This is a genomic window from Nocardioides sediminis (genome assembly GCF_003047295.1).
Taxonomy (GTDB): Bacteria; Actinomycetota; Actinomycetes; order Propionibacteriales; family Nocardioidaceae; genus Nocardioides; species Nocardioides sediminis.
Genome location: NZ_PZYZ01000002.1, coordinates 130,078 through 153,161, shown reverse-complemented (window position 1 = coordinate 153,161; position 23,084 = coordinate 130,078). Strand labels below are relative to the sequence as shown.

Annotated in this window: 27 protein-coding genes and 1 pseudogene; 2 read left to right on the top strand and 26 right to left on the bottom strand. The window is 69.7% G+C overall.

Annotated features, from left to right (window positions below; genetic code table 11):
* Positions 1 to 22: 22 nt before the first annotated feature.
* Positions 23 to 6,247, bottom strand: coding sequence for a fibronectin type III domain-containing protein (locus DAI17_RS05545; RefSeq protein ID WP_159081367.1), 6,225 nt, complete (start codon positions 6,245 to 6,247; stop codon positions 23 to 25).
* Positions 6,248 to 6,416: 169 nt separating this feature from the next.
* Between DAI17_RS05545 and DAI17_RS05540 the strand changes: the two genes are divergently transcribed.
* Positions 6,417 to 7,637: an FHA domain-containing protein gene (locus tag DAI17_RS05540; RefSeq protein WP_107771921.1), complete on the top strand. Its 1,221-nt coding sequence runs from the start codon at positions 6,417 to 6,419 to the stop codon at positions 7,635 to 7,637.
* A complete protein-coding gene (locus DAI17_RS05535; RefSeq protein ID WP_107771920.1) occupies positions 7,634 to 9,049 on the top strand; it encodes a serine/threonine-protein kinase in 1,416 nt (471 codons plus the stop codon). Before DAI17_RS05540 ends, DAI17_RS05535 begins: the two co-directional genes overlap by 4 nt.
* Before the next feature lie 36 nt (positions 9,050 to 9,085).
* Here DAI17_RS05535 and DAI17_RS05530 read toward each other — a convergent pair whose 3' ends face one another.
* The 25 genes and pseudogenes from DAI17_RS05530 to rpsJ form a co-directional block, all read right to left on the bottom strand.
* Positions 9,086 to 10,108, bottom strand: a complete 1,023-nt coding sequence (locus DAI17_RS05530; RefSeq protein ID WP_234412259.1) for a TerC family protein — start codon at positions 10,106 to 10,108, stop codon at positions 9,086 to 9,088.
* A 237-nt stretch (positions 10,109 to 10,345) separates the two neighbouring features.
* The gene (map, locus tag DAI17_RS05525) at positions 10,346 to 11,167 is read right to left on the bottom strand and encodes a type I methionyl aminopeptidase (protein ID WP_107771918.1); all 822 of its coding nucleotides are present in this window, start codon (positions 11,165 to 11,167) and stop codon (positions 10,346 to 10,348) included.
* Positions 11,168 to 11,182: 15 nt separating this feature from the next.
* Positions 11,183 to 11,758: an adenylate kinase gene (locus tag DAI17_RS05520; protein ID WP_107771917.1), complete on the bottom strand. Its 576-nt coding sequence runs from the start codon at positions 11,756 to 11,758 to the stop codon at positions 11,183 to 11,185.
* Complete coding sequence (secY, locus tag DAI17_RS05515) at positions 11,759 to 13,054, bottom strand: preprotein translocase subunit SecY (protein ID WP_107771916.1); 1,296 nt, start codon at positions 13,052 to 13,054, stop codon at positions 11,759 to 11,761.
* A gap of 200 nt (positions 13,055 to 13,254) precedes the next feature.
* Positions 13,255 to 13,695: a 50S ribosomal protein L15 gene (gene rplO / locus DAI17_RS05510; RefSeq protein WP_107771915.1), complete on the bottom strand. Its 441-nt coding sequence runs from the start codon at positions 13,693 to 13,695 to the stop codon at positions 13,255 to 13,257.
* 1 nt (position 13,696) lies between these two features.
* Positions 13,697 to 13,879, bottom strand: coding sequence for a 50S ribosomal protein L30 (gene rpmD / locus DAI17_RS05505; RefSeq protein ID WP_107771914.1), 183 nt, complete (start codon positions 13,877 to 13,879; stop codon positions 13,697 to 13,699).
* A complete protein-coding gene (gene rpsE / locus DAI17_RS05500) occupies positions 13,879 to 14,520 on the bottom strand; it encodes a 30S ribosomal protein S5 (RefSeq protein ID WP_107771913.1) in 642 nt (213 codons plus the stop codon). The genes rpmD and rpsE overlap by 1 nt, the downstream gene beginning before the upstream one ends.
* Positions 14,521 to 14,557: 37 nt before the next feature.
* The gene (rplR, locus tag DAI17_RS05495; RefSeq protein ID WP_107771912.1) at positions 14,558 to 14,941 is read right to left on the bottom strand and encodes a 50S ribosomal protein L18; all 384 of its coding nucleotides are present in this window, start codon (positions 14,939 to 14,941) and stop codon (positions 14,558 to 14,560) included.
* Between the two features lie 2 nt (positions 14,942 to 14,943).
* Positions 14,944 to 15,486 (bottom strand): 50S ribosomal protein L6, encoded by a 543-nt coding sequence (gene rplF / locus DAI17_RS05490; RefSeq protein ID WP_107771911.1) that lies wholly within the window; start codon positions 15,484 to 15,486, stop codon positions 14,944 to 14,946.
* A 37-nt stretch (positions 15,487 to 15,523) separates the two neighbouring features.
* Positions 15,524 to 15,931 (bottom strand): 30S ribosomal protein S8, encoded by a 408-nt coding sequence (rpsH, locus tag DAI17_RS05485; RefSeq protein ID WP_107771910.1) that lies wholly within the window; start codon positions 15,929 to 15,931, stop codon positions 15,524 to 15,526.
* A gap of 94 nt (positions 15,932 to 16,025) precedes the next feature.
* On the bottom strand, positions 16,026 to 16,211 hold the full coding sequence (locus tag DAI17_RS05480; protein WP_011757321.1) for a type Z 30S ribosomal protein S14: 186 nt from the start codon (positions 16,209 to 16,211) through the stop codon (positions 16,026 to 16,028).
* Position 16,212: 1 nt separating this feature from the next.
* On the bottom strand, positions 16,213 to 16,800 hold the full coding sequence (rplE, locus tag DAI17_RS05475; RefSeq protein ID WP_107771909.1) for a 50S ribosomal protein L5: 588 nt from the start codon (positions 16,798 to 16,800) through the stop codon (positions 16,213 to 16,215).
* 1 nt (position 16,801) lies between these two features.
* Entirely contained in the window at positions 16,802 to 17,155 is a 354-nt protein-coding gene (rplX, locus tag DAI17_RS05470; RefSeq protein WP_107771908.1) for a 50S ribosomal protein L24, read from the bottom strand.
* 3 nt (positions 17,156 to 17,158) lie between these two features.
* On the bottom strand, positions 17,159 to 17,527 hold the full coding sequence (rplN, locus tag DAI17_RS05465; protein WP_056599693.1) for a 50S ribosomal protein L14: 369 nt from the start codon (positions 17,525 to 17,527) through the stop codon (positions 17,159 to 17,161).
* A 103-nt stretch (positions 17,528 to 17,630) separates the two neighbouring features.
* Positions 17,631 to 17,906 (bottom strand): 30S ribosomal protein S17, encoded by a 276-nt coding sequence (rpsQ, locus tag DAI17_RS05460; RefSeq protein WP_107771907.1) that lies wholly within the window; start codon positions 17,904 to 17,906, stop codon positions 17,631 to 17,633.
* Entirely contained in the window at positions 17,903 to 18,160 is a 258-nt protein-coding gene (gene rpmC / locus DAI17_RS05455; RefSeq protein WP_107771906.1) for a 50S ribosomal protein L29, read from the bottom strand. Before rpmC ends, rpsQ begins: the two co-directional genes overlap by 4 nt.
* Complete coding sequence (rplP, locus tag DAI17_RS05450) at positions 18,160 to 18,579, bottom strand: 50S ribosomal protein L16 (RefSeq protein ID WP_107771905.1); 420 nt, start codon at positions 18,577 to 18,579, stop codon at positions 18,160 to 18,162. The genes rpmC and rplP overlap by 1 nt, the downstream gene beginning before the upstream one ends.
* 4 nt (positions 18,580 to 18,583) lie before the next feature.
* A complete protein-coding gene (gene rpsC, locus DAI17_RS05445) occupies positions 18,584 to 19,435 on the bottom strand; it encodes a 30S ribosomal protein S3 (RefSeq protein ID WP_107771904.1) in 852 nt (283 codons plus the stop codon).
* Positions 19,435 to 19,881, bottom strand: a complete 447-nt coding sequence (gene rplV / locus DAI17_RS05440) for a 50S ribosomal protein L22 (protein WP_107771903.1) — start codon at positions 19,879 to 19,881, stop codon at positions 19,435 to 19,437. Before rplV ends, rpsC begins: the two co-directional genes overlap by 1 nt.
* Positions 19,878 to 20,159 carry a 30S ribosomal protein S19 gene (gene rpsS / locus DAI17_RS05435; protein ID WP_107771902.1) on the bottom strand — a complete coding sequence of 94 codons (282 nt, stop codon included), beginning with the start codon at positions 20,157 to 20,159 and terminating at the stop codon, positions 19,878 to 19,880. The genes rplV and rpsS overlap by 4 nt, the downstream gene beginning before the upstream one ends.
* A gap of 5 nt (positions 20,160 to 20,164) precedes the next feature.
* A complete protein-coding gene (gene rplB, locus DAI17_RS05430) occupies positions 20,165 to 21,001 on the bottom strand; it encodes a 50S ribosomal protein L2 (RefSeq protein WP_107771901.1) in 837 nt (278 codons plus the stop codon).
* 24 nt (positions 21,002 to 21,025) lie between these two features.
* The gene (rplW, locus tag DAI17_RS05425; protein WP_107771900.1) at positions 21,026 to 21,328 is read right to left on the bottom strand and encodes a 50S ribosomal protein L23; all 303 of its coding nucleotides are present in this window, start codon (positions 21,326 to 21,328) and stop codon (positions 21,026 to 21,028) included.
* Between the two features lie 14 nt (positions 21,329 to 21,342).
* Positions 21,343 to 21,957 (bottom strand): annotated as a pseudogene (gene rplD, locus DAI17_RS05420) (50S ribosomal protein L4); the annotation flags it as partial.
* Between the two features lie 2 nt (positions 21,958 to 21,959).
* Positions 21,960 to 22,625 carry a 50S ribosomal protein L3 gene (gene rplC, locus DAI17_RS05415; protein WP_107771898.1) on the bottom strand — a complete coding sequence of 222 codons (666 nt, stop codon included), beginning with the start codon at positions 22,623 to 22,625 and terminating at the stop codon, positions 21,960 to 21,962.
* Between the two features lie 10 nt (positions 22,626 to 22,635).
* Complete coding sequence (gene rpsJ, locus DAI17_RS05410) at positions 22,636 to 22,944, bottom strand: 30S ribosomal protein S10 (RefSeq protein WP_007078637.1); 309 nt, start codon at positions 22,942 to 22,944, stop codon at positions 22,636 to 22,638.
* Between the last annotated feature and the right edge of the window lie 140 nt (positions 22,945 to 23,084).

Sequence of the window (23,084 nt, the reverse complement as noted above, 5' to 3'; positions counted from 1 at the left end):
CGTGAGTGGATGTGCGTCGGGGTCACCAGCTGAGTCCGGCCTTCACCCTGAAGTAGTTGGGGCCGCCCTTGCCCGCCTCGCACGTGACCTCGATGTAGCCCGCGTCGAACACCCAGTCGGTGACGGTCTCACCGTTGGACATGTTGGGCTGGTACTTGTAGAGGTTCTGGTTGGCGGTCGAGGTGGTCACCTGGCAGCCGAAGTTCTCGCGCGCACCCTCGACACGGATGCCGAGGAACCCGCACCGGTCGTTGGTGCAGCCGAACTGCCCGAGGTTGCTGCAGTCGTTGTCCGGGTTGTCGTCGCCGTCGTTGCACGAGCGCTGCTTGTAGATGTTGACCGTCGGAGGAGGCGGGTCGCCCGACTCGGTCCCGGCGGAGGCGTACGCCTCTCCCCGCCCGCTGGGCGCATCGTCGTACAACCGGACGCGGACGTCGGTTCGTCTGTTGAAGTCCGCCACGGTCATGCTGCGGGTGAAGCTGAACTGGCCCGGGCCGCCGAGACGCACCGCCTCCTCCGGACCGCCGTCGATGCTGACACCGGCGATCGCGGCGTCGCCGTTGGAGGTGCCGCTGATGGTCCAGACGACGTTGAGGCCGTTGACCGAGGCCGTGGGCTGGTTGAGGTGGTTGCTGCGCAGCGGCCCGTAGCTCTGTGCGGTCTTGGCGTCGGAGTAGGAGCAGCCGCCCTGGCTGGCGAACTCGTTGCACATCCGCAGCTGGACCTGCGCGGGAGCCTCGTTCGTGGAGGTCGGGACCACTTCGCTGATGCCCGCGCCCGCCTTGACCGAGTTGGTCCAGACGACCTGGCCGCCGACGAGGATGCTGGCGATCGACTGGGCGCCGCGCGAGTCGGGGGCCGTGGCGGTCACCCGGAGCTGCTGGTCCGCGCCGGTCGGGGCGACGGCCCACGCCCCCCACGCGGCCGGCCTGCCGACCGCCTGGAAGGTCGCCGGCTGGCTGGGGCCGGAGGTGTTGGCCACGTTGTGCGCTCGCACGGTGTAGGCGTAGGTCGACCCGTCGTACTCCACACCTGAGTGCACGCAGGTGAGGGCCTGCACCTTGACGCATCCGGGCACGTTGGCGGCGCCCTGGCCGGTGCTGTAGCTGACCGTGTAGAGCGTGTCGCCGGGCCCCTCGGGCAACGTGGACGGCCACGTCACTCGCACGGAGGTGCGGTCGAGACCGGACTCGAGGTCCGCCACGGTCGGCGTCCCCGGCGGCGCCGGCGTGCCCAGCGGCTGGAACGGGTCGGAGGTGCGCGGCGGGGCGTACCCGACCTTGTTGAGCGCCTTGATGGTGAAGGAGTACTGCGTGTTGTTGTCCAGGCCACCCACGAGCAGGGACGTCTGGTCACCCGGCACGGTCTGCTCCCCGCCCAGCCAGGTGACGTGGTAGCTGAGCACCTTGGAGGTCACCGTCGTGGGCGGCTTCCAGGCGATCGTGATCGTGTGGTCGCCGCGGGTCTTCATGCGGATGTCGTCGACCCGGCCCGGGGCCGTGTCCGCGAAGGCGGACTTGGAGACGCTGCTCCACTCCCCCCGGCCGACCTTGTTGACCGCCGCGACCTTGAACGTGTAGCGCTTGCCGTTGTCGAGACCGCCGAAGTCGCACTCGTTGGTGCGACAGGTGATCTCCTTGCCGTAGCGCTGCTCTTGCACCACGTAGTGGGTGATCGGCGAGCCGCCGTCGTCGCTGGGCGGCTCCCAGCCCATCGAGATCTTCTGCGACTGCTGTGACGGGTAGGGGCGGGGCGGTCCTGGCGCTCCGGGCGTGCCCCGGACCTCGAACTGGATCCGTCCCTCCGCGGTGCGCTCGCGGCTCCTCGAGTCGGAGACGTCACTCATCACGATCCGGAACGCCGACGTCCCCTGGGCGTCGGGGCCGGCCTTCAGCGTGACCGACGACCCGCTGGCCGAGGCGGTCACTCCGGAGCCACCGAGGGGGTCGACCGACACGACGGTCGGGTCGGGCCGGGAGACCCCCGGCTCGAGGTAGGGCGCGAGGTCGTAGGTGCGCGACTGCCCGGCCTCGAGGTCGTCGACGCGGATCGGCAGCAGCGACGGCGGCGGCGCGTCGTCGAGGCGGAACCGGATCTGCTCGGCGTTGCTGTTGCCGGCGGTGACCGAGAGGACGGCGGTGCCGCCCTCGGTGGCGCCCTCGTCGGCACTCACGCGCAGCACCGGGCTGCCGGTGCCCGCGACGGACACGCCCTGGACCGACTGGGTGAACGTCCCGTCGTAGACGAGGTCGTCGACGTCGCCGGGGTCGAGCGTCCACACGTTGCACAGCGACCCGATGTCGAGGTCGTACACCTGGCCGGCCGCGATCGGGATGGTCGTCTCGGGACAGGTGAGCTCGGGGGTGTCGTCACCGACCTGGACGGGGACCGACAGCAGTGCCGTGTAGCCGTCGGCCGGGTCCTGGGGATCCTCGTTGCCGCTGGGGTCGGTGGCGGTGGTGACCTCGAGCAGCAGGGCGCCGGGGCCGCGGTACTCGGCGTCGGACTCGATGGTGAAGCCACGCTCGCCGTCGGGGGCGGGCTGCAGGGCGGCCGGCGAGGCGTTGACGGCGCGCTTGCCGGTCAGCCGCAAGGTCCCGCCGGACGGGTTGACGACGTAGTCCTCGAGCTTGCCCGACGCACGCCCCCCTCGCTCGAGCTCGATGAGAGCGTCCGGCTTGACGTAGGGAATGCCGGTGCCGGTCGGCGGCACGTAGAGGGACGCGGTGGCCGAGGCGCCGTCGGCGTCCTCGACGCGGAACGGCACCACGAGCGGCGACGCGGCACGGTTGGCCTTGACCCGGTCACCGTCGATGCGGGCCACCTCCGGGTCTCCGAGCACCTCCGCCACCCGGAGGTCGTCGGCGCGCCCGTCAGGGTCGTAGGCGCCGTCGAGCACGTCGACGGTGACGCTCTCGCTGTCGTCGGCGCGGCCGAACGCGTCGTAGAGGACCGGCGGGTTGTTGAAGTTCTCGGCCGTCTCCAGCCTCATCACGGCTCGCGACCGGTCGATGCCGTTGGTGATCTCGTAGACGACCGTGACGGCGGCGGCGTCGAGGCGCTCGGGCGCGGGCACGGTGACCAGGCTGGTCTCGTCGTCCAGCGACACCCCGGCCGGCGGGTCAACGAGCTCGATCTGCACGTCGTCGCCGGGCGCGACGAAGTCGTTGGCGAACGGGTCGAACGTGGCGGTGCGCCGCGGCTCCACGGTCAGCTGGTCGTCGACGGCGAGCGGGCTCTGCGGCTCCTCCGGCGGTACGACGACGACGCGCACCGTCCCGGACGCCGCGGCCCCCTGCGTGTCCACGACGGAGTACTCGAACTCGTCGGTGCCCACGGTGCGCGGGTAGGCCTGGTACTCCAGGTAGTTGCCGCCGAAGGCCACCAGGCGTCCCTTGCGCGGGGCGGAGGTGATGCCCGCGATGGTCACCGGGTCGCCGTCCGGGTCGACGCCGCTGCCGGGGAGGCGGACCTTGACGGTGTCGCCGGACACGACCCGCGACTCCAGGGTCGGCGGCTCGGGTGCCGTGTTGGGCGCGTCGGCCGGCGTGATGATCACGGTCAGCCGTCCGGGCGAGGTCTGCCCGGTGGTGTTCGCGGCCACGTAGGGGATCTGGAATGAGTCGCGCTGCTTGATGTCGGGCGGCGCCACGTAGCGCACCGTGCGACCCGACACGAACGCCCGGCCGACGTCCCCCTTGACGTCGAGGGGGGCGATCACCTCGAGCTCCCCGGGCGCGCCCTCCACGACGTCGCCGAGCAGGGAGAGCCGGTCGCCGGACGGCGAGAGGTCGTTGTCCAGGACGGGCGCGGTCACCGAGGTGCCGGCGCGCACGTGCACCCGGTCGGACGCGGTGACCGGCGAGTTGTCCTTGGGGGCCGGACGCAGGCTGACCGACACCTCGCCCTCGACGCTCGACGAAGGGCCGTTGCTGATCGTGTAGGAGACGAGCTGCGGGTTGGGCGAGAGCGCGCCCTGCCGCGCCGAGATGCGCAGCCACCTGCCGTCGATGATCGCGACGTCGAGCTGGTCGGGGTCGTTCGCCTCGGCCCGCTGGACCGCCAGCAGGCCGCCCGCCGGGTCGAGGTCGTTGGCCAGCACGTCCACGATCGCCGCCGACTGGCCGTAGACCGTGAGGCTGTCGGGCATGGCGACCGGGTCGCGGTCGCCGCGGGCGGGCTGCACGTCGACCCGGATGGTGCTGCCGTCGAGGGGCGCGTTGCCGTAGGCCGCGTCGTAGTCGAGGAAGAAGGTGCCGGCCTTGGAGCCGGTGAAGGTGATGATGCCGTTCTCGAGGTCGGTCCTGATCGTCGCGCCGGACTGGCCCGGGAGCTTGCCACCGAGGGCCAGCTCGGTCTCGGGGGTCGACGGGTCCGAGCCGGGCAGGTCGTTGAGCAGCGGCCGGATCTTGATGGGCTGGCCCACCTCGCCACGGACGACGTCGGGCTGGGCGTCGGCCTCGAAGGCGTCCTGGTCGAGCTTGTCCTGCACCTGGAACGTGATCGCACGCTCGACCGGCGCGGACCGCCCGTCGGTGACGGCGTACTGGACCCGGACCGGCTCGCCGCCGTCGCGCGGGGCGGTGAAGCGGATCCGGCCGTCGGAGGTGGTGCGCGCCACCGCGCCCGTCTGCTGGCCGCCGAGGGCCACCGCGGAGTCGAGGACCACGGTGTCGCCGTCGTCGTCGTCGCGCCAGTCGGCCAGCACGGGCACGGACAGCGCCCCGGCGGCCGGGACCCGGAACACCGGCGCCTCGTAGCCGTCGCGCACGCCCGGGGGACGGTTCTCGCCGGGTCCGCGGACGTCGACCGAGATCACCGCGTTGTCGGAGCTGTCGCGCCCGTCGTCGATGAAGTAGGCGAAGCTGGTGTCGCGGGCGTCCTCCGGCAGCGACAGCACGATGGTCTGGCCGTCGGGGCTGATCTCGGCCTGCGCCCCGCCCGTGGGCTCGTCCACCTCCACGATGCTGAGCAGCCGGCCGTCGGGGGCCGAGTCGTTGTCGAGCGGGTGCAGCACGGTCGTCCGCCCCGGGCGGGCGCCGTACTGGTCGGGCTTGGCCTTCGGCGGTCGACGGTCGCCGGTGCTCTGCTCCTCGTTCTTCTTGTCCTGGTCCTCGACCTTCTTGGACGCGGTGAAGGCGTTCCAGTTGTCGATCTTCTGGGGCTCGAGGTCCTCGACGTCCCACACCGACCCGGTCGTGCCGTCGTTGAGCACGATCTCGCCGCGGTTGACCCGGAAGGCGAGGTCGCGCCCCTTGCCGCCGAGCGTGGAGACCGTCGGCTCGTCGTCACCGCACCGCACCGCGACGGTGCCCAGCCCGCCCGACCACGCGGCGTACTCGCACGCACCGAGGCGGACCGGCTCGGTGGCCTGACCGTTGACCCCCTCGGTCACGACCGTGACCCGGCCGCTGCCGAGGTCGACGCTCATCAGGCTGCCCCGGCTGGCGACCAGCACCGCGTCTGCGCTGGGCCCGGCCTGCTGGAGGACGCTGTCCTCGGGAACCGTGGCGGTGGGCCCGCCGAGGACGGCGAGGGTGCCGGTCCCGGCGTCGAGGGTCACGACCGTCTCGCCGACGGTCGTGACGGCGGTCGGCTCGCCGGAGGCGTCGGGGAGGTCCTCGGTCCTCGGGTCGGCGAAGTCGCCCTCGCGGGCGACGAGGTAGGTGACCGTGCGTTCCTCGGCGGAGGTGACGACGGCGGTGCCGGCCTGGCTCACCGCGAGCGCGGCGCCCTCGCCGACCTCCTCGACCGGGTCCGACTGGCGGTCGACCTCGGAGACGAGCGAGGCGCCGGAGACCGTGTCGACGCGGGCGGCCCACAGGCCCCCGGTCTCGGCGTCGACCGAGGCCAGCGTGCCGCCGGCCAGCTGGAGGTCGCCCGTGGTGGGCACGGAGATCCTGCCGGTGGAGTCGAGCTCGGAGGTGCTGGGCTTGATGACCTGGGCCGTGCTGGCCCGCTCGTCGACGGCCAGCACGGCGGCGCCGTCCTGCACGACGTCGAGCGGCAGGTCCCCGCGGTCGGCGAAGACCACGCTGTCGAGCTGGTTGATCGGCTTGTTGATGCGGCCGTGCAGGCCTTCCTTGCCGTTGACGACCCAGATGCCGCCGTCGTTGAGCTCGGCCTCGTGGGCCTGGTAGCCGTCGGCGGAGACGGCGTAGGCCAGCACGGCTCCCGCGGCGATCACGAGAGCGGTGTTGGAGGCGATGGCCGCACGGTGCCGTCGCAGGAATCCAACCCGAGCCACTGGACAGCCCCCTACCGCGAGAATGTGCTCCCGTCCCCCGACGGCGCAGGATGGAGCCTAGGTTCGTACCGGGCGGCGGACAAGTTGGGACGGAGTGGCCCACCACGGCCCGGAGTGGTGACACTATCGTCCCCGACGGGTGCACTCGCACGGAACGAGGAGACGCAGCGTGGTCGTGGAGACCAGGTACGCCGCAGGGGACGGCGTCCTGCTGGGGGCCGGTGATCACTGGGTCCTGGTGACCGACCCGCACGACGACGACGTGCTGGAGGAGCTCTGGGCGCTGGTCTCGCTGGCCCGCCCCGCGACCGCCTCGGTCACCGAGGAGGTCCTCGCGGTGCTCGACAAGACCTTCGACGGCGATCCGCCCGCGCTGGCCGTGGTCGACCTGTCCTCCGGCGGCTCGACGAGCATCTCGCGGGGTGCCGGGCACGTCCGCGTGCTGGGCGCCGACCGCTTCCTGGCCCTCGACGGCGGCGCCGACCCCGCGCACGCGACCCCCACCCGCCGGCTGGTCGCCGGGGTGGTGGCCGCGAGCCGGGCGGAGGTGCGGCCGCTCGCCCACAAGGTCGCCCCGGCCCCCGTGGTGGCCGCTCCCGCCCCCGCGCCGGTCGCGGGCATGATCGACGGCATCCCGGACGCGATCCTGGCGGCCCGTGGCCCCGACGGCCCGCCGCCTCCCCGCCCCCGCGCCCGGTTCGAGGAGCGACCGGCGAGCGAGGACACCGGGTCCCTCCACGACACCACCGAGCCCGACCCCGGCTTCATGGAGCGCATCCGCGAGGGCGGGCACACCACGATCCGCTCCGCACCGGAGCAGCCCGACGCGGACGTCGAGGACCACGACGACCACGACGGCGCGACGGTGCACCGGCCCGAGCCGGCCGCCCACCTGCGTCACGGCACCCACGAGACCGTCCTGGCGATCAGCTGCCCCCAGGGCCACCTGACCTCGCCGGCCCGGCCGACCTGCCGGGTGTGCCACCAGAAGGTCGCACCGCAGGAGCCCCGGCGCGTTCCCCGTCCGCCGCTGGGCGGCCTGCGCCTCCCGACCGGTGAGGTCGTGCCCCTGGACCGGGGCGTGGTGCTCGGCCGCAAGCCGGCCCCCCTCGAGGGCACGACCGACTGGCCGCACCTGGTGCACCTCCCCCCCGACCACACGTTCGTGTCCCGCATGCACCTGCACATCGAGCTGGACGGCTGGCAGGTGCTCGCGCACGACCTGGACTCCCGGGGTGGCACCATGCTCACCATGCCCGGACGTGATCCCGTACGCATGCGCGCGGGCGAGGCCTACGTGCTCGAGCCCGGCACCACCCTCGACCTGGCCGAGGTCTACGAGGTGCGCTACGAGGTCGGGTCCGCGGCCGGCTCGGTGGGCGGGCTGTGAGCGCCCCGGTCATCCCGGGGTTCCAGTTCGTCGAGCACCTCGGCAGCGGCGGGTTCGCCGACGTCTTCCTCTACGAGCAGCAGTGGCCGCGACAGCGCGTCGCCGTCAAGGTGGTGCGCCCCGACGTACCCCTCAACGACCGCGAGAAGCAGCTGTTCACCGCCGAGGCCAACGCCATGGCCCGGCTGGCCGACCACCCCTACATCGTCTCGGTGATCACGGCCGGGGTGACCCAGGACGGCGGGCGGCCCTACCTCGTCATGCGCTACTGCCCGCCGCCGGACCTCGGGGTGCGCGTCCGCTCCAACCCGATGCCGGTGGTGGACGCGGTCGCGACGGGCATCAAGCTGGCCAGCGCCATCGAGACGGCGCACCGGTCCGGGATCCTGCACCGCGACATCAAGCCGAGCAACGTGCTGGTCACGACCTACCACGAGCCGGCGCTCACCGACTTCGGCATCGCCGGCCACATGGCCGACATCGAGGGCGAGAGCGACGTCCGGATCTCCTACCCGTGGTCTCCGCCGGAGCTGCTCGACGGTCGGTCCAACGGCTCGGTCGCCTCCGACGTCTACTCCCTCGGGGCGACGATCTGGCACCTGCTGGTGGGCCGGTCGCCGTTCTCCATCCCGTCGGGGGACAACTCGACCCGTGCCCTGAGCGCCCGCATCCTGCACGCCGCTCCCCCGGCCACCCAACGTCCCGACGTGCCGCCGGCGCTCGACCGCCTCCTGCAGCAGTGCCTGGCCAAGCAGCCCGCGCACCGGCCGCAGAGCGCCCTGGAGCTGGCGCGGAGCCTCCAGCAGATCGAGGCGGCCGCCGGCTGGTCGCGCACCGCCGTGGCCGTGGAGGGCGACCGACCGGACACCTCGGTCCGGGCCGCACCGCCCGAGCCCGAGGAGGACCGGACGGTCATGAAGGCCGTCACGGTCATCTCCGCCTCCGGCCCGCGGCGGATCGCCTCTGCCCAGGAGGAGCAGGAGGCCGAGGATGCGACGGGCCGCAACGGTGTCACGAGCGTCGTGTGGGCCGTCGCCGGCGTGGTCGCCGTCGCCGCGGCGGTCGGCGGGCTTCTGCTCGGCGGCAGCGACCGCCCCGACGAGCCGGGGACCGACGGTCCCACCACGCCGGCCGAGACCACCCCCTCCGACCTCATCCCCCAGAACCTCACGGCGACGCCCTCCCTGACCGGCACCCGGACCGCGGACGGCGTCGTGTTCCGCTGGCGCACACGCGACGAGCTCGAGCCGGGCGACCGGTGGATCTGGCAGCGGCTGGACTCGGGCGACTTCGAGCGCACCGGCCGCGACCGGGTCCTCATCCGGACCCGGGACGAGATCTGCCTCGAGGTGCGACTCGTCCGCGGCAGCGACGAGTCCCCGGCCACCAACGAGTGCGTCCCCGCCGGCTGAGCCGACGGGGACGTCCTCGGTGGAGCGGGGCTGGGGTCAGTCGTCGTCCCAGTCGCGGCGCGGACCGGTCGCCGCGTCCTGCTCGACGGGCGTCATCCGGCGCGACGCCCACAGCGACACGACGGCCGTGACCGCGAGCGTGGCGATGATGACCACCAGGGAGAGCCAGATCGGGATCTCCGGCGCCCAGGTGATGTGCTCGCCGCCGTTGATGAACGGCAGCTCGTTCTCGTGCATCGCGTGCAGGATCAGCTTGACGCCGATGAAGGCCAGCAGGAACGCGAGCCCGTAGGAGAGGTAGATCAGGCGCTGCAGCAGGCCACCGATGAGGAAGTAGAGCTGGCGCAGGCCCATCAGCGCGAAGATGTTGGCCGTGAGCACCAGATAGGGCTCCTTGGTGATGCCGAAGATCGCGGGGATGGAGTCCAGGGCGAAGAGCAGGTCGGTGGTGCCCAGGGTGAGGATCACGATGAACAGCGGCGTGATCATCCGCTTGCCGTTCTCCTTGATGAAGATGCTGCGGCCGTGCCACTCCTTGGTGGCCGGGAAGCGCTTCTCCACCCAGAGGACGAGCTTGTTCTCCTCGTACTCGTCCTCGTCCTCGCCGCCCTCGCGGGCCAGCTTGACCGCCGTGTAGATCAGGAAGAGGCCGAAGAGGTAGAAGACCCAGCTGAAGTTGTTGATCGCCGCCGCGCCCACCGCGATGAAGATCGCCCGCATGACCAGGGCCATCACGATGCCGATCATCAGGGCGTACTGCTGGAGCTCACGCGGCACCGCGAACTTGCTCATGATGATGATGAAGATGAAGAGGTTGTCGATCGACAGCGAGTACTCGACCAGCCAGCCGGAGTAGAACTCCAGGGCGTAGGTGCCGCCGGAGGTGTACCAGACCCCCAGGCCGAAGATCACCGCCAGGCCGACGTAGATCGACAGGTACGCCGTGCACTCGCGCATCGAGGGCTCGTGCGGTCGGCGGCCGACGATGGCCAGGTCGAAGGTGAAGATGACGACGGTCACCACGGCAGTGGCGATCCAGACCCAGGTGGGGACGTCCACGGGTGTGCTCCTCCGGGAGGGATAGGGGGATGGTGAGCTCCGAGCCGCCCGCGGGCGGTCGTGCCGGAGGTCTCTTCCACTCCGCGACGCATGGCCGCACGAGCCGATGGCACCGGGAGCGAGTAGGTACCCACGCCGTACTGACGACACCATCGTGGGGGAATACTCCCCTCCTGGTGCCGTCAGTCTGGCACGGACCGAGCGCCCCGGTCGAACCGTCCGCCCTGCGACGTGCGGTCAGGAACCGCCGTACCGGGCGCCGAGCTCGGCGAGCCGCGCCCGGCCGCCGTCGAGGGCGGTGAGCACCCAGGCACCCGCCGGGGTGAGGGTGAAGGTGTGCTCGAAGTGGGCGGCCATGCTGCCGTCCACGGTGGCGACGGTCCACTCGTCCTCGAGCAGGTCGGTGTCCTTGCTGCCCAGGGTCACCATCGGTTCCACCGCCAGGGCCAGGCCCTCGACGAGGGTGGGCCCCTTGCCCCGCTTGCCGTAGTTGGGGACGTTGGGCGGCATGTGCATCTCGGTGCCGATGCCGTGCCCGGTGTAGTCCTCGAGGATGCCGTAGCGGCCCTGCGACCGGACGTAGCCCTCGATCGCGTGGCCGATGTCCCCCACCCGCCCGCCGAGGTGCGCGGCGGCCAGGCCGCGCCACAGCGCCTCCTCGGTGACCCGCAGCAGCTCGAGGGTCTCCGCAGCCACCTCGCCCACGGGCACCGTGATCGCCGCATCACCGTGCCACCCCTCGACGATCGCTCCGCAGTCGATGGAGATGACGTCCCCGTCGCGGAGCACCCGGTCCCCCGGGATGCCGTGCACGACCTCGTCGTTGACCGAGGCGCAGATCGTCGCCGGGAACGGCGGGTGGCTGTAGCCCTTGAACGACGGGATGCCGCCGTTGTCCCGGATGTGCGACTCGGCCAGCCGGTCGAGCTCGCCCGTGGTCACCCCCGGGCGCGCGGCGTCGCGCAGCAGCTCCAGCGTGCGGCCCACCAGCAGCCCGCTCACCCTCATCAGGGCGATCTGGTCCGGGGTCTTGATCTCCAGGCCCCTGTTGCCGAACACGTCAGGGACCTCCGGTCAGCTCTGGGGTACGGCGTCGAGCGCGTCGAAGATGCGCTGGGTGACCTCGGCGACCTCGCCGAGGCCGTCGACCTCGATGAGGAGGCCCCGGTCGCGGTAGACGTCGATGAGGGGCGCCGTCTCCTCGCCGTAGATCTCCTGGCGGCGGCGGATCACCTCGGCGGTGTCGTCGGCCCGGCCCTCGGTCTGGGCGCGCTGCAGGAGACGCCCGACGACCTCCTCCTGGTCGACCGTCAGCACGACGACCGCGTCGAGGGCGTGACCGGTGTGGCGGATCATCCCGTCGAGCTCCTCCACCTGCGCCAGGGTGCGCGGGTAGCCGTCCAGCAGGAAGCCGGGCTCGGCGTCGGGCTCGTCGATCCGGTTGCGCACCATGAGGTTGGTGACCTCGTCGGGGACGTACTCCCCCGCGTCCATGAAGCGCTTGGCCTCGATGCCGAGCGGCGTGCCCTCAGACACGTTGGCCCGGAAGATGTCGCCGGTGGAGATGGCGGGGATGCCGAAGTGCTCGGCGATGAACTTCGCCTGGGTGCCCTTGCCGGCACCGGGCGGGCCCATGATGATCAGCCTCATTTAACGCAGGAACCCTTCGTAGTTGCGCTGCTGGAGCTGGCTCTCGATCTGCTTCACCGTGTCCAGCGCGACACCGACCATGATCAGGATCGAGGTGCCGCCGAAGGGGAAGTTCTGGTTGGCGTTGATCAGCGCGAAGGCGATCAGCGGCACCAGGGAGATGAGGCCGAGGTAGAGCGCTCCGGGGAACGTGATGCGGGACAGGACGTAGGACAGGTAGTCCTCGGTCGGCTTGCCCGCCCGGATCCCGGGGATGAAGCCGCCGTACTTCTTCATGTTGTCCGCGACCTCCGTGGGGTTGAAGGTGATCGAGACGTAGAAGTACGTGAAGAAGATGATCAGGCCGAAGTACACCGCCATGTAGAGGGGGTGGTCGCCGCTGACGAAGTACTTGTTGATGAACGAGATGACCGGCGAGGAGCTGGTCTGGTTGAACTGCACGGCCATCGCCGGCAGGTAGAGCAGCGAGGACGCGAAGATCACCGGGATGATGCCGGCCTGGTTGACCTTCAGCGGGATGTACGTCGAGGAGCCGCCGAACATCTTGCGGCCCACCATGCGTCGGGCGTACTGCACCGGGATGCGGCGCTGTGCCTGCTCGATGAAGATGACCGCGGCCACGAGGATCAGGCCGACGACCATGACGATGCCGAACACCCACCAGCCCTGGGTCTGCTGGACCTGCCACAGCGAGCCCGGGAAGGTCGCGATCACCTGGGTGAAGATGAGGATCGACATGCCGTTGCCGATGCCGCGGTCGGTGATGAGCTCGCCGAGCCACATGATGACGGCCGTGCCGGCGGTCATGGTGAGCACCATCGTCAGGAACGTCGCGGTGCTGTCGCTGTGCAGCAGGTCGCGCGTGCAGCCCTGGAGCAGGTTGCCCGAGCGCGCGAGCGCCACGATGCCGGTGGCCTGCAGGAGCGCGAGGCCCAGCGTCAGGTAGCGCGTGTACTGGGTGATCTTGGTCTGGCCCGCCTGGCCCTCCTTCTTCAGCGCCTCGAGCCGCGGGATGACCACGACGAGCAGCTGCAGGATGATGCTGGCGGTGATGTAGGGCATGATCCCCAGCGCGAAGATCGTCAGCTGGAGCAGCGCGCCACCGGAGAACAGGTTGACGAGCTGGTAGAGGCCGTCGGACTCGACGTCACTGAGGCACGCCTGCACGTTGGCGACGTTGACGCCCGGGGTCGGCACCTGGGAGCCGAGCCGGAAGATCGTGACGATCAGCAGGACGAACAGCAGCTTGCGCCGCAGGTCCGGCGTGCGGAAAGCGTTGGCGAACGCGCCTAGCACAGGATCGGCCTTTCGGTTACTGGTGCCGCGCGAGGGTCTGGTCCCCCGTCACGGCTGACTACGCCCCCACACACCTGCGTGGAGGCCCGGGGAAGCCTAACAGTCGCCTGCCAGACTCCGACCCCGGTGAACGATGAGGCCCGACCGGACAGCTCCCACTGCCAGGCCGGGCCTTCGTTCGTCGTACGTGAGGACGGACCTCAGAGCACCGTCGTGGTGCCGCCGGCGGCCTCGATCTTCTCCTTGGCGGAGCCCGAGAACGCGTTGGCGGCGACCTGGACGGCCACCGAGATGTCGCCCTGGCCGAGCACCTTGACGGGCTGGCCCTTGCGGACCGCGCCCTTGGCGACCAGGTCCTCGACCGAGACGGCCCCACCCTGCGGGAAGAGCTCGCCGAGCTTGTCGAGGTTGACGACCTGGAACTCCACCTTGAAGGGGTTCTTGAAGCCCTTCAGCTTGGGGAGCCGCATGTGGATCGGCATCTGGCCACCCTCGAAGGCGACCGGGACCTGGTAGCGGGCCTTGGTTCCCTTGGTACCGCGACCGGCCGTCTTGCCCTTCGAGCCCTCACCGCGACCCACGCGGGTCTTGGCGGTCTTGGAGCCGGGAGCAGGCCGCAGGTGGTGCAGCTTGAGCGTCATGTCAGTCAACCTCCTCGACCGTCACGAGGTGACGGACGGTCTGGACCATGCCGCGGATCTCCGGGCGGTCCTCCTTGACGACGACGTCACCGATGCGCTTGAGACCGAGCGACCGCAGGGTCTCGCGCTGGTTGGCCTTGCAGCCGATCGTCGACTTCTTCTGCTGGACCTTCAGCTGCGCCATCAGGAGGACACCCCCGCGGCGGCCGCAGCAGCGGCCTCTTCCTTGCCGGTCTCGCGAGCCTTGAGGATCGCGGCCGGGGTGACGTCCTCGACCCGCAGGCCACGGCGAGCCGCCACGGCCTCCGGCTCCTCCAGCATCCGCAGCGCCTCGACGGTCGCGTGCACGATATTGATCTGGTTGGACGAGCCGAGCGACTTGCTCAGCACGTCGTGGATGCCGGCGCACTCGAGCACGGCGCGCACCGGGCCACCGGCGATGACACCGGTACCGGGGGACGCCGGGCGCAGCAGGACGACGCCCGCGGCCTTCTCGCCCTGGACCGGGTGCGGGATGGTGCCCTGGATGCGGGGGACCTTGAAGAAGTGCTTCTTGGCCTCCTCGACACCCTTGGCGATCGCCGCGGGAACTTCCTTCGCCTTGCCGTAGCCGACGCCGACCAGACCGTCGCCGTCACCGACGATCACGAGGGCGGTGAAGCTGAAGCGACGACCACCCTTCACGACCTTGGCGACACGGTTGATCGCAACGACTCGCTCGATGTAGGCGGTCTTCTCAGCACCCTGGCCACGACGGTCGTCACGATTGCGACGGTCGTTGCCCTGGCGCTCGCCACCACGCTGTCCGCGCTGGGCTCCGCTCATGAGATTCTCCTCTTTCGAAAAACTTGTTCGACTGCGATCAGAACGACAGTCCGCCCTCACGGGCGGCGTCGGCGAGGGCCGCGATGCGACCGTGGTACTTGTTGCCGGCGCGGTCGAAGACGACCGAACCGACACCCTGGGCCTTGGCACGCTCGGCCACCAGCTCGCCGACCTTCTTGGCCTTGGCGGTCTTGTCACCGTCGGTGGCACGCACGTCGGCCTCCATGGTGGAGGCGTAGGCGAGCGTGGCACCCCGCAGGTCGTCGACGACCTGCACCGTGAGGTGCTTGGCCGACTTGGTGACGACCAGGCGCGGGCGCTCGGCGGTACCGGAGACGCGCTTGCGACCACGGACCTGACGACGCAGGCGCGACTTGACGCGTGCGGCGGTGTGCTTGTTGTTGGACAGCGAGATCGCCATGGTCACTTACCAGCCTTTCCGACCTTGCGGCGGATGTGCTCGCCGGCGTAACGGACGCCCTTGCCCTTGTAGGGCTCGGGCTTGCGCAGCTTGCGGATCTTGGCCGCGACCTCGCCGACGAGCTGCTTGTCGATACCGACGACGCCGAGCTTGGTCGGGCCCTCGGTGGTGAACGTGATGCCCTCGGGGGCGTCGAACACGATCGGGTGGCTGTAGCCGAGCTGGAACTCCAGCTGCGTGGGGCCCTTGGGCAGCACGCGGTAGCCGACGCCCACGATCTCGAGCTTCTTCTCGTAGCCCTCGGTGACACCGACGACCATGTTGTTGATCAGGGTACGCGTCAGGCCGTGGAGCGAGCGGCTCTCGCGCTCGTCGTTGGGGCGGGTCACCTCGAGGACGCCGTCCTCACCCTTGGCCACGGTGATGGGCCGGGCCACGGTGTGGCTGAGCGTGCCCTTGGGGCCCTTGACGGTCACCAGCGCGTCGTCGATCGCGACGTCGACACCGGACGGGACCGTGATGGGGAGCTTGCCAATGCGCGACATGCTTCTCTATCTCCTTCTTGGTCTCAGAGGTCCGGGGTCACCAGACGTAGGCGAGGACTTCGCCGCCCACGCCCTTCTGGTTCGCCTGACGGTCGGTGAGCAGGCCCTGGCTGGTCGAGATGATCGCGACACCCAGGCCGCCGAGCACCTTGGGCAGGCCGGTGTGCTTGGCGTAGACCCGCAGGCCGGGCTTGCTGATGCGGCGCACGCCGGCGATGGAACGCTCGCGGTTGCGGCCGTACTTCAGGGTGACGGTCAGCGTCTTGCCGACCTCGCCCTCGGAGGGCTCCTTGACGTCGTACGACGTGATGTAGCCCTCCTGCTGGAGGATGTCCGCCAGGCCGGCCTTCATCTTGCTGTAAGGCATCGACACCTGGTCGTGGAACGCCTGGTTGGCGTTGCGCAGACGCGTGAGCATGTCTGCGATCGGGTCAGTCATCGTCATGGCCGTGAGGCCCTTTCTCCACCGTGGTTTCGCGCCTGCATCTCAGGCGCGACCTGCAGCGATCGTTGTGTGAGGGGTGAGGAAGGAGAGGAGGTCACCAGGAGGACTTGGTCACGCCGGGCAGCTCGCCCCGGTGCGCCATCTCCCGCAGGCAGATGCGGCACAGCCCGAACTTGCGGTAGACCGCCTTCGGACGACCGCAGCGCTGGCAGCGGGTGTAGCCGCGCACCGCGAACTTCGGCTTGCGGGCGGCCTTGACCTTGAGCGCAGTCTTTGCCATGTCAGTTGCCTTCCTTGAAGGGGAAGCCCAGCTGCTTGAGCAGCGCACGACCCTCGTCGTCGTTGGTCGCGGTGGTCACGACAGTGATGTCCATGCCGCGCGACCGGTCGATCTTGTCCTGGTCGATCTCGTGGAACATGACCTGCTCGGTGAGACCGAAGGTGTAGTTGCCACGGCCGTCGAACTGCTTGGCCGAGAGGCCACGGAAGTCACGGATGCGGGGCAGGGCCAGCGAGAGCAGGCGGTCCAGGAACTCCCACATGCGGTCGCCGCGCAGCGTGACGTGCGCACCGATCGGCATGCCCTCGCGCAGCTTGAACTGCGCGATGGACTTGCGGGCCTTGGTGACCGACGGCTTCTGGCCGGTGATCGCGGTGAGGTCGCGGATGGCGCCCTCGATCAGCTTGGAGTCGCGGGCTGCCTCGCCGACACCCATGTTGACCACGACCTTGGTGAGGCCGGGGACCTGCATGACGTTCTTGATGTCGAACTCGGACTGCAGCGCCGGGAGGATCTCCTCGCGGTAGCGGGTCTTGAGACGCGGGGTGACCTTCTCGGCCGAGCCCGTCTCGATCTGGGTCTCGGTCATGTCAGATCTCCTTCCCGGTCTTGCGCGAGATGCGCACGGAGCGCTCCGCGGAGTACGTCGAGCCGTCCGGGCGACGCTTGGTGACCTCGTCGCGGCGGAAGCCGACGCGGGTGACGCCGTCACCCTCGACCAGCATCACGTTGCTGACGTGGATCGGCGCCTCGGCGGTGATGATGCCGCCCGTGCTGCCGCCCTGGACCGCCTTGGTGTGGCGCTTGACGCGGTTGACACCCTCGACGATCACCCGCTGCTCCTCGCGGAGCACCGAGATGACCTTGCCCTGGGCACCCTTGTCCTTGCCGGCGATGACCTTGACGGTGTCGCCCTTCTTGATGTTCATGCTGTTCTTACCCATCTCTCACAACACCTCCGGGGCGAGCGAGATGATCTTCATGAAGCGCTTCTCGCGCAGCTCGCGACCGACGGGGCCGAAGATGCGCGTACCACGGGGCTCGCCGTCGTTCTTGAGGATGACGGCGGCGTTCTCGTCGAAGCGGATGTAGGAACCGTCGGCGCGGCGACGCTCCTTGACGGTGCGCACGACCACGGCCTTGACGACGTCGCCCTTCTTGACGTTGCCACCGGGGATCGCGTCCTTGACGGTGGCGACGATGACGTCACCGATGCCGGCGTAGCGACGGCCGGAGCCACCGAGAACACGGATGCACAGGATCTCCTTCGCACCGGTGTTGTCGGCGACCTTGAGTCGCGACTCCTGCTGGATCATTGATTTCTCCTGGTTGTCGAGCTGGTTCTCGGACCCTCAGCGGGGAGCGAGCCTGGCCGAACTGATGTGTGGAAGATGAAGCTCGAGGCCCGGAGGCCTCAGGTCACTTGGCCTTCTCGAGGACCTCGACGAGGCGCCAGCGCTTGGTGGCCGACAGCGGGCGGGTCTCCATGATCAGGACCCGGTCGCCGACGCCGCACTGGTTCTGCTCGTCGTGCGCCTTGAGGCGCGAGGTCTTGCGCATGACCTTGCCGTAGAGGGCGTGCTTCACGCGGTCCTCGACGGAGACGACGATGGTCTTGTCCATCTTGTCGCTCACGACCAGGCCCTCGCGGACCTTGCGCGCGTTGCGCTGGGGGGTCTCGGTGCTGTCGCTCATGCGCTTGCCTCTTCAGTGCTGGTCTCGTTGTCCGAGCCCGGGGTCTCGCGGATGCCGAGCTCACGCTCGCGCAGCACGGTGTAGATCCGGGCGATGTCCTTCTTGACCGTGCGGAGCCGGCCGTGGCTCTCCAGCTGGCCGGTGGCCGCCTGGAAACGGAGGTTGAACAGCTCCTCCTTGGCCTCGCGGAGCTTGGCCTCGAGGTCGACGGGCGTGAGCTCGTCGAGCTCGTGGGCGTTCAGCTTGGTTGCCATCAGAATTCACCTGCCTCGCGGGAGACGAACCGGCACTTCATCGGGAGCTTGTGCATCGCGCGGCGCATGGCTTCACGAGCAGTGCCCTCGTCGACACCGGAGAGTTCGAACATGACGCGGCCGGGCTTGACGTTGGCAACCCACCACTCGGGGGAGCCCTTACCCGAACCCATGCGGGTCTCGGCAGGCTTCTTGGTCAGCGGGCGGTCGGGGTAGATGTTGATCCACACCTTGCCGCCACGCTTGATGTGACGGGTCATCGCGATACGAGCCGACTCGATCTGCCGGTTCGTGACGTAGTGACCCTCGACCGCCTGGATGCCGAAGTCGCCGAAGGCGAGCTTCGTGCCACCCTTGGCAGCACCGGTCCGCTTGGGGTGGTGCTGCTTGCGGTGCTTGACACGACGGGGCATCAGCATGTGATCAGCCCTCCCCAGAGGTAGTAGCGGAGGCGGCCTCGCCGGCGCCGGCGGTGGCCTCGGCCGGAGCCTCGGTCGCCGGAGCGTCGGTGCGGTCGCTGCGGGTGGGACGGTCGCCGCGCGAGCCACGGCTCGGACGGTCACCGCCACGGGACGGACGGCCACCACCGGCGCCACCACGGCCCGGGGCACCGGCGCGGGCAGCGGCCTGCGCCTGGCGCTCGGCACGGGTGCCGGCGACCTCGCCCTTGTAGATCCAGACCTTCACGCCGATGCGGCCGAAGGTGGTCTTGGCCTCGTAGAAGCCGTAGTCGATGTCGGCACGCAGCGTGTGCAGCGGGACGCGACCCTCGCGGTAGAACTCGGTGCGCGACATCTCGGCGCCGTTGAGGCGGCCCGAGCACTGGATCCGGATGCCCTTGGCACCCGAGCGCATCGAGGTCTGCATGGCCTTGCGCATGGCACGGCGGAACTGCACGCGGCCGGCGAGCTGCTCGGCGACGCCCTGGGCGACCAGCTGCGCGTCGACCTCGGGCTGCTTGACCTCGAGGATGTTGAGCTGCACCTGCTTGCCGGTGAGCTTCTCGAGCTCGCCGCGGATGCGGTCGGCCTCGGCGCCGCGGCGACCGATGACGATGCCGGGACGCGCGGTGTGGATGTCGACGCGCACGCGGTCACGGGTGCGCTCGATCTCGACCTTCGCGATGCCGGCCCGCTCCATGCCCTTGGAGAGCAGCTTGCGGATGGCGACGTCCTCGCCGACGTACGACTTGTAGAGCTTGTCGGCGTACCAACGGCTCTTGTGGTCGGTCGAGATGCCCAGGCGGAACCCGTTCGGGTTGATCTTCTGGCCCATCAGGCACCCCTTCCGTTCTTGGTGGCACTGGCGTTCTTCTTCGCGGCGACGACCTCGGCCGGCTGCACCGCGAGGGTGATGTGGCTGGTGCGCTTGTTGATGCGGGTCGCACGACCCTGCGCACGCGGACGCCAGCGCTTCATCGTCGGACCCTCGTCGACCATCGCGACCGAGACGACCAGGTCGTCGGTGGCGAGGCCCTCGGTGGTCTCGGCGTTGGCGACGGCGCTCTCCAGCACCTTGTAGACGGTCTCCGAGGCGGCCTGCGGCGCGAACTGCAGCAGGGCCAGGGCCTCGTCGACGGGGAGGCCGCGGACCATGTCGACGACACGGCGGGCCTTCATGGGCGTGATGCGCACGTAGCGGGCGGCCGCGAAGGCACCGGGCTGGTCACCCAGCACGGTCTCGCGGCGGGCGCTGGTGCGCCGGCGCTCGGTGACACTCATCGACGGCGTCCCTTCCGGTCTTCCTTGACGTGACCCTTGTAGGTGCGGGTCGGGGCGAACTCACCGAGCTTGTGGCCGACCATGGAGTCGGTCACGAACACGGGGACGTGCTTGCGCCCGTCGTGCACGGCGATGGTGTGGCCGATCATGTCGGGCACGATCATCGACCGGCGCGACCAGGTCTTGATGACGTTGTGGCTGCCCTTCGCGTTCTCGGCGTCCACCTTCTTCTGAAGGTGGTCGTCGATGAAGGGGCCCTTCTTCAGGCTGCGAGGCATGTCGGTTACTTCCTACCCTTGCCGGACTTGCGACGACGAATGATCTGGGAGTCGGAGGCCTTGCGCTTGCGCGTGCGACCCTCCGGCTGGCCCCAGGGCGACACCGGGTGGCGACCACCGGACGTCTTGCCCTCACCACCACCGTGCGGGTGGTCGACCGGGTTCATGACGACACCACGGACGGTCGGGCGCTTGCCCTTCCAGCGCATGCGGCCGGCCTTGCCCCAGTTGATGTTGGACTGCTCGGCGTTGCCGACCTCGCCCACCGTGGCGCGGCAGCGCACGTCGACGAACCGCATCTCGCCCGAGGGCATGCGGAGCGTGGCGCGGCTGCCCTCACGGGCGACGAGCTGGGCGGAGTTGCCGGCCGAGCGGGCGATCTTCGCGCCGCCGCCGGGACGCAGCTCCACGCAGTGGATCGTCGTGCCGACGGGGATGTTGCGCAGCGGGAGGTTGTTGCCCGGCTTGATGTCGGCGTTGGGGCCCGACTCGACCGCGGTGCCCTGTGACAGGTCCTTCGGCGCGATGATGTAGCGCTTCTCGCCGTCGGCGTAGTGCAGGAGTGCGATGCGCGCCGTGCGGTTGGGGTCGTACTCGATGTGGGCGACCTTGGCCGGCACGCCGTCCTTGTCGTAGCGACGGAAGTCGATGATGCGGTAGGCCCGCTTGTGACCGCCACCCTGGTGCCGGGTGGTGATCCGGCCCTGGTTGTTGCGGCCGCCCTTCTTGGGCAGCGGACGCGTCAGCGACTTCTCCGGCGTGGTCCGGGTGATCTCGACGAAGTCGGCCACCGAGGAGCCACGACGGCCCGGGGTGGTCGGCTTGTACTTGCGGATTGCCATGTGTGATCAGTCCTATTCCGGCGGTCAGCCGACCTGGCCGAAGATGTCGATGCGGTGACCCTCAGCCAGGCTGACGATGGCGCGCTTGGTGTTGGCGCGCTTGCCGAGCCCGGTGCGGGTGCGGCGGGTCTTGCCCTGGCGGTTGATCGTGTTGACCGCGGTCACCTTGACGTTGAAGACCTTCTCGACCGCGATCTTGATCTCGGTCTTGTTGGCGTCCGGGCGGACGATGAAGGTGTACTTGTTGGCGTCGAGGAGCCCGTAGCTCTTCTCGGAGACGACCGGCGCGATCAGGATGTCGCGGTGGTCCTTGTGCAGGGTGCTCACTTGTCGTCCTCCTTGGCCTGGGTGCTGCTCGCGGCGGTGCCACCCACGAACGCGTCGTACGCGCCCTGGGTGAAGACCACGTCGTCGGAGGCCAGCACGTCGTAGGTGTTGAGCTGGTCGACGGCGACGATGTGCACCTGCGGCGCGTTGCGCAGCGAGAGCCAGGTCAGCGCGTCGGAACGCTCGAGCACCACGAGGAAGCGGACCCGGTCGCTCAGCGTCGCGAGCGAGGCGAGCGCCAGCTTGGTCGACGGCTTGTCGCCGGAGACCAGGCCGTCGACGACGTGGATGCGACCGTTGCGGGCCCGGTCCGAGAGGGCACCGCGCAGGGCGGCGGCCTTCATCTTCTTGGGGGTGCGCTGGTCGTAGCTGCGCGGCTGCGGGCCGTGGACGGTGCCACCGCCGGCGAACTGCGGAGCGCGGGTCGAGCCCTGGCGGGCGCGGCCGGTGCCCTTCTGCTTGTAGGGCTTGCGGCCACCGCCGCGGACCTCGCCGCGGGTCTTGGTGGCGTGCGTGCCCTGGCGGGCAGCAGCCTGCTGCGCGACCACGACCTGGTGGATCAGCGGGACGTTGACCTCGACGTCGAAGATCTCGGCGGGGAAGTCAACCTTCACGGTCTTGACAGCCATGCTCAGGCCTCCTGCGTCTTCTTGGCAGCCGAGCGGATGACCACGAGGCCGCCCTTGGGGCCGGGAACGGCGCCCTTGAGCAGGATCAGGCCCTTGTCGGCGTCGACGGCGTGGACCGTGACGTTCTGGGTCGTGACGGTGTCGTTACCCATGCGACCCGACATGCGCGTGCCCTTGAAGACACGGCCCGGCGTGGCGCAGGCACCGATCGAGCCCGGCTTGCGGTGGTTGCGGTGGGCACCGTGCGAGGCGGACACACCGGAGAAGCCGTGACGCTTCATGGTTCCGGCGAAGCCCTTGCCCTTGCTGGTGCCGGTGACGTCGATCTCGTCGCCGGCCGCGAAGAGCTCGGGGGTGAGCTCCTGGCCGACGGAGTACGACGCGGCGTCGCTGGTGCGGATCTCGACGACGTGACGGCGCGGGGTCACCCCGGCCTTGCCGAAGTGGCCGGCCTCGGGCTTGTTGACCTTGCGGGCCTCGATCTCGCCGTAGGAGACCTGGATGGCGTTGTAGCCGTCGGTCTCGGGCGAGCGGACCTGGGTCACGACGTTGGTCGCGGCAGCGATCACGGTCACGGGGACGACGACGTTGTTCTCGTCCCAGAGCTGGGTCATGCCGAGCTTGGTGCCCAGCAGTCCCTTGACGTTGCGTTCAAAAGTTCCGGTCATCGCAGATACCTCAGAGCTTGATCTCGATGTCGACACCGGCAGGCAGGTCGAGGCGCATGAGCGAGTCGACCGTCTTCGGCGTGGGGTCGATGATGTCGATGAGGCGCTTGTGGGTGCGCATCTCGAAGTGCTCGCGGGAGTCCTTGTACTTGTGGGGCGAGCGGATGACGCAGAACACGTTCTTCTCGGTCGGCAGCGGCACCGGGCCGGCGACCTTCGCACCCGTGCGGGTGACGGTGTCCACGATCTTGCGCGCCGAGGTGTCGATCACCTCGTGGTCATAGGCCTTGAGCCTGATGCGGATCTTCTGTCCCGCCATAGGTCTCTCTCGTCCTTATCGATCTCGTACCCCGCCAGGGAGGTACCGCGTTCTGGTCCTTGATTCACGACACGGCTTCGTCGGGTGAAGCCGCACCGCCTGTCTCTCCACCACTCCGCCGACCCCCGCGGTCGGGCGTG

Coding starts and splice junctions, on each gene's coding strand:
- rplC (WP_107771898.1), bottom strand. CDS start 22,625: ATGACCGGAACTTTTGAACGCAACGTCAAGGGACTGCTGGGCACCAAG.
- rpsE (WP_107771913.1), bottom strand. CDS start 14,520: ATGAGCGGAGCCCAGCGCGGACAGCGTGGTGGCGAGCGCCAGGGCAAC.
- rplN (WP_056599693.1), bottom strand. CDS start 17,527: ATGATCCAGCAGGAGTCGCGACTCAAGGTCGCCGACAACACCGGTGCG.
- rplP (WP_107771905.1), bottom strand. CDS start 18,579: ATGCTGATGCCCCGTCGTGTCAAGCACCGCAAGCAGCACCACCCCAAG.
- rpmD (WP_107771914.1), bottom strand. CDS start 13,879: ATGGCGCAGCTGAAGGTCCAGCAGAAGAAGTCGACGATCGGCTGCAAG.
- rpsQ (WP_107771907.1), bottom strand. CDS start 17,906: ATGAGCGACAGCACCGAGACCCCCCAGCGCAACGCGCGCAAGGTCCGC.
- rplF (WP_107771911.1), bottom strand. CDS start 15,486: ATGTCGCGCATTGGCAAGCTCCCCATCACGGTCCCGTCCGGTGTCGAC.
- rpmC (WP_107771906.1), bottom strand. CDS start 18,160: ATGGCAACCAAGCTGAACGCCCACGAGCTCGACGAGCTCACGCCCGTC.
- rpsC (WP_107771904.1), bottom strand. CDS start 19,435: ATGGGCCAGAAGATCAACCCGAACGGGTTCCGCCTGGGCATCTCGACC.
- rpsJ (WP_007078637.1), bottom strand. CDS start 22,944: ATGGCGGGACAGAAGATCCGCATCAGGCTCAAGGCCTATGACCACGAG.
- rplV (WP_107771903.1), bottom strand. CDS start 19,881: ATGAGTGTCACCGAGCGCCGGCGCACCAGCGCCCGCCGCGAGACCGTG.
- rplB (WP_107771901.1), bottom strand. CDS start 21,001: ATGGCAATCCGCAAGTACAAGCCGACCACCCCGGGCCGTCGTGGCTCC.
- rplX (WP_107771908.1), bottom strand. CDS start 17,155: ATGGGTAAGAACAGCATGAACATCAAGAAGGGCGACACCGTCAAGGTC.
- DAI17_RS05480 (WP_011757321.1), bottom strand. CDS start 16,211: ATGGCAAAGACTGCGCTCAAGGTCAAGGCCGCCCGCAAGCCGAAGTTC.
- DAI17_RS05520 (WP_107771917.1), bottom strand. CDS start 11,758: ATGAGGCTGATCATCATGGGCCCGCCCGGTGCCGGCAAGGGCACCCAG.
- rpsS (WP_107771902.1), bottom strand. CDS start 20,159: ATGCCTCGCAGCCTGAAGAAGGGCCCCTTCATCGACGACCACCTTCAG.
- rplO (WP_107771915.1), bottom strand. CDS start 13,695: ATGACGCTCAAGCTGCACCACCTGCGGCCTGCTCCCGGCTCCAAGACC.
- rplR (WP_107771912.1), bottom strand. CDS start 14,941: ATGGCGATCTCGCTGTCCAACAACAAGCACACCGCCGCACGCGTCAAG.
- rplE (WP_107771909.1), bottom strand. CDS start 16,800: ATGACCGAGACCCAGATCGAGACGGGCTCGGCCGAGAAGGTCACCCCG.
- rpsH (WP_107771910.1), bottom strand. CDS start 15,931: ATGACGATGACTGACCCGATCGCAGACATGCTCACGCGTCTGCGCAAC.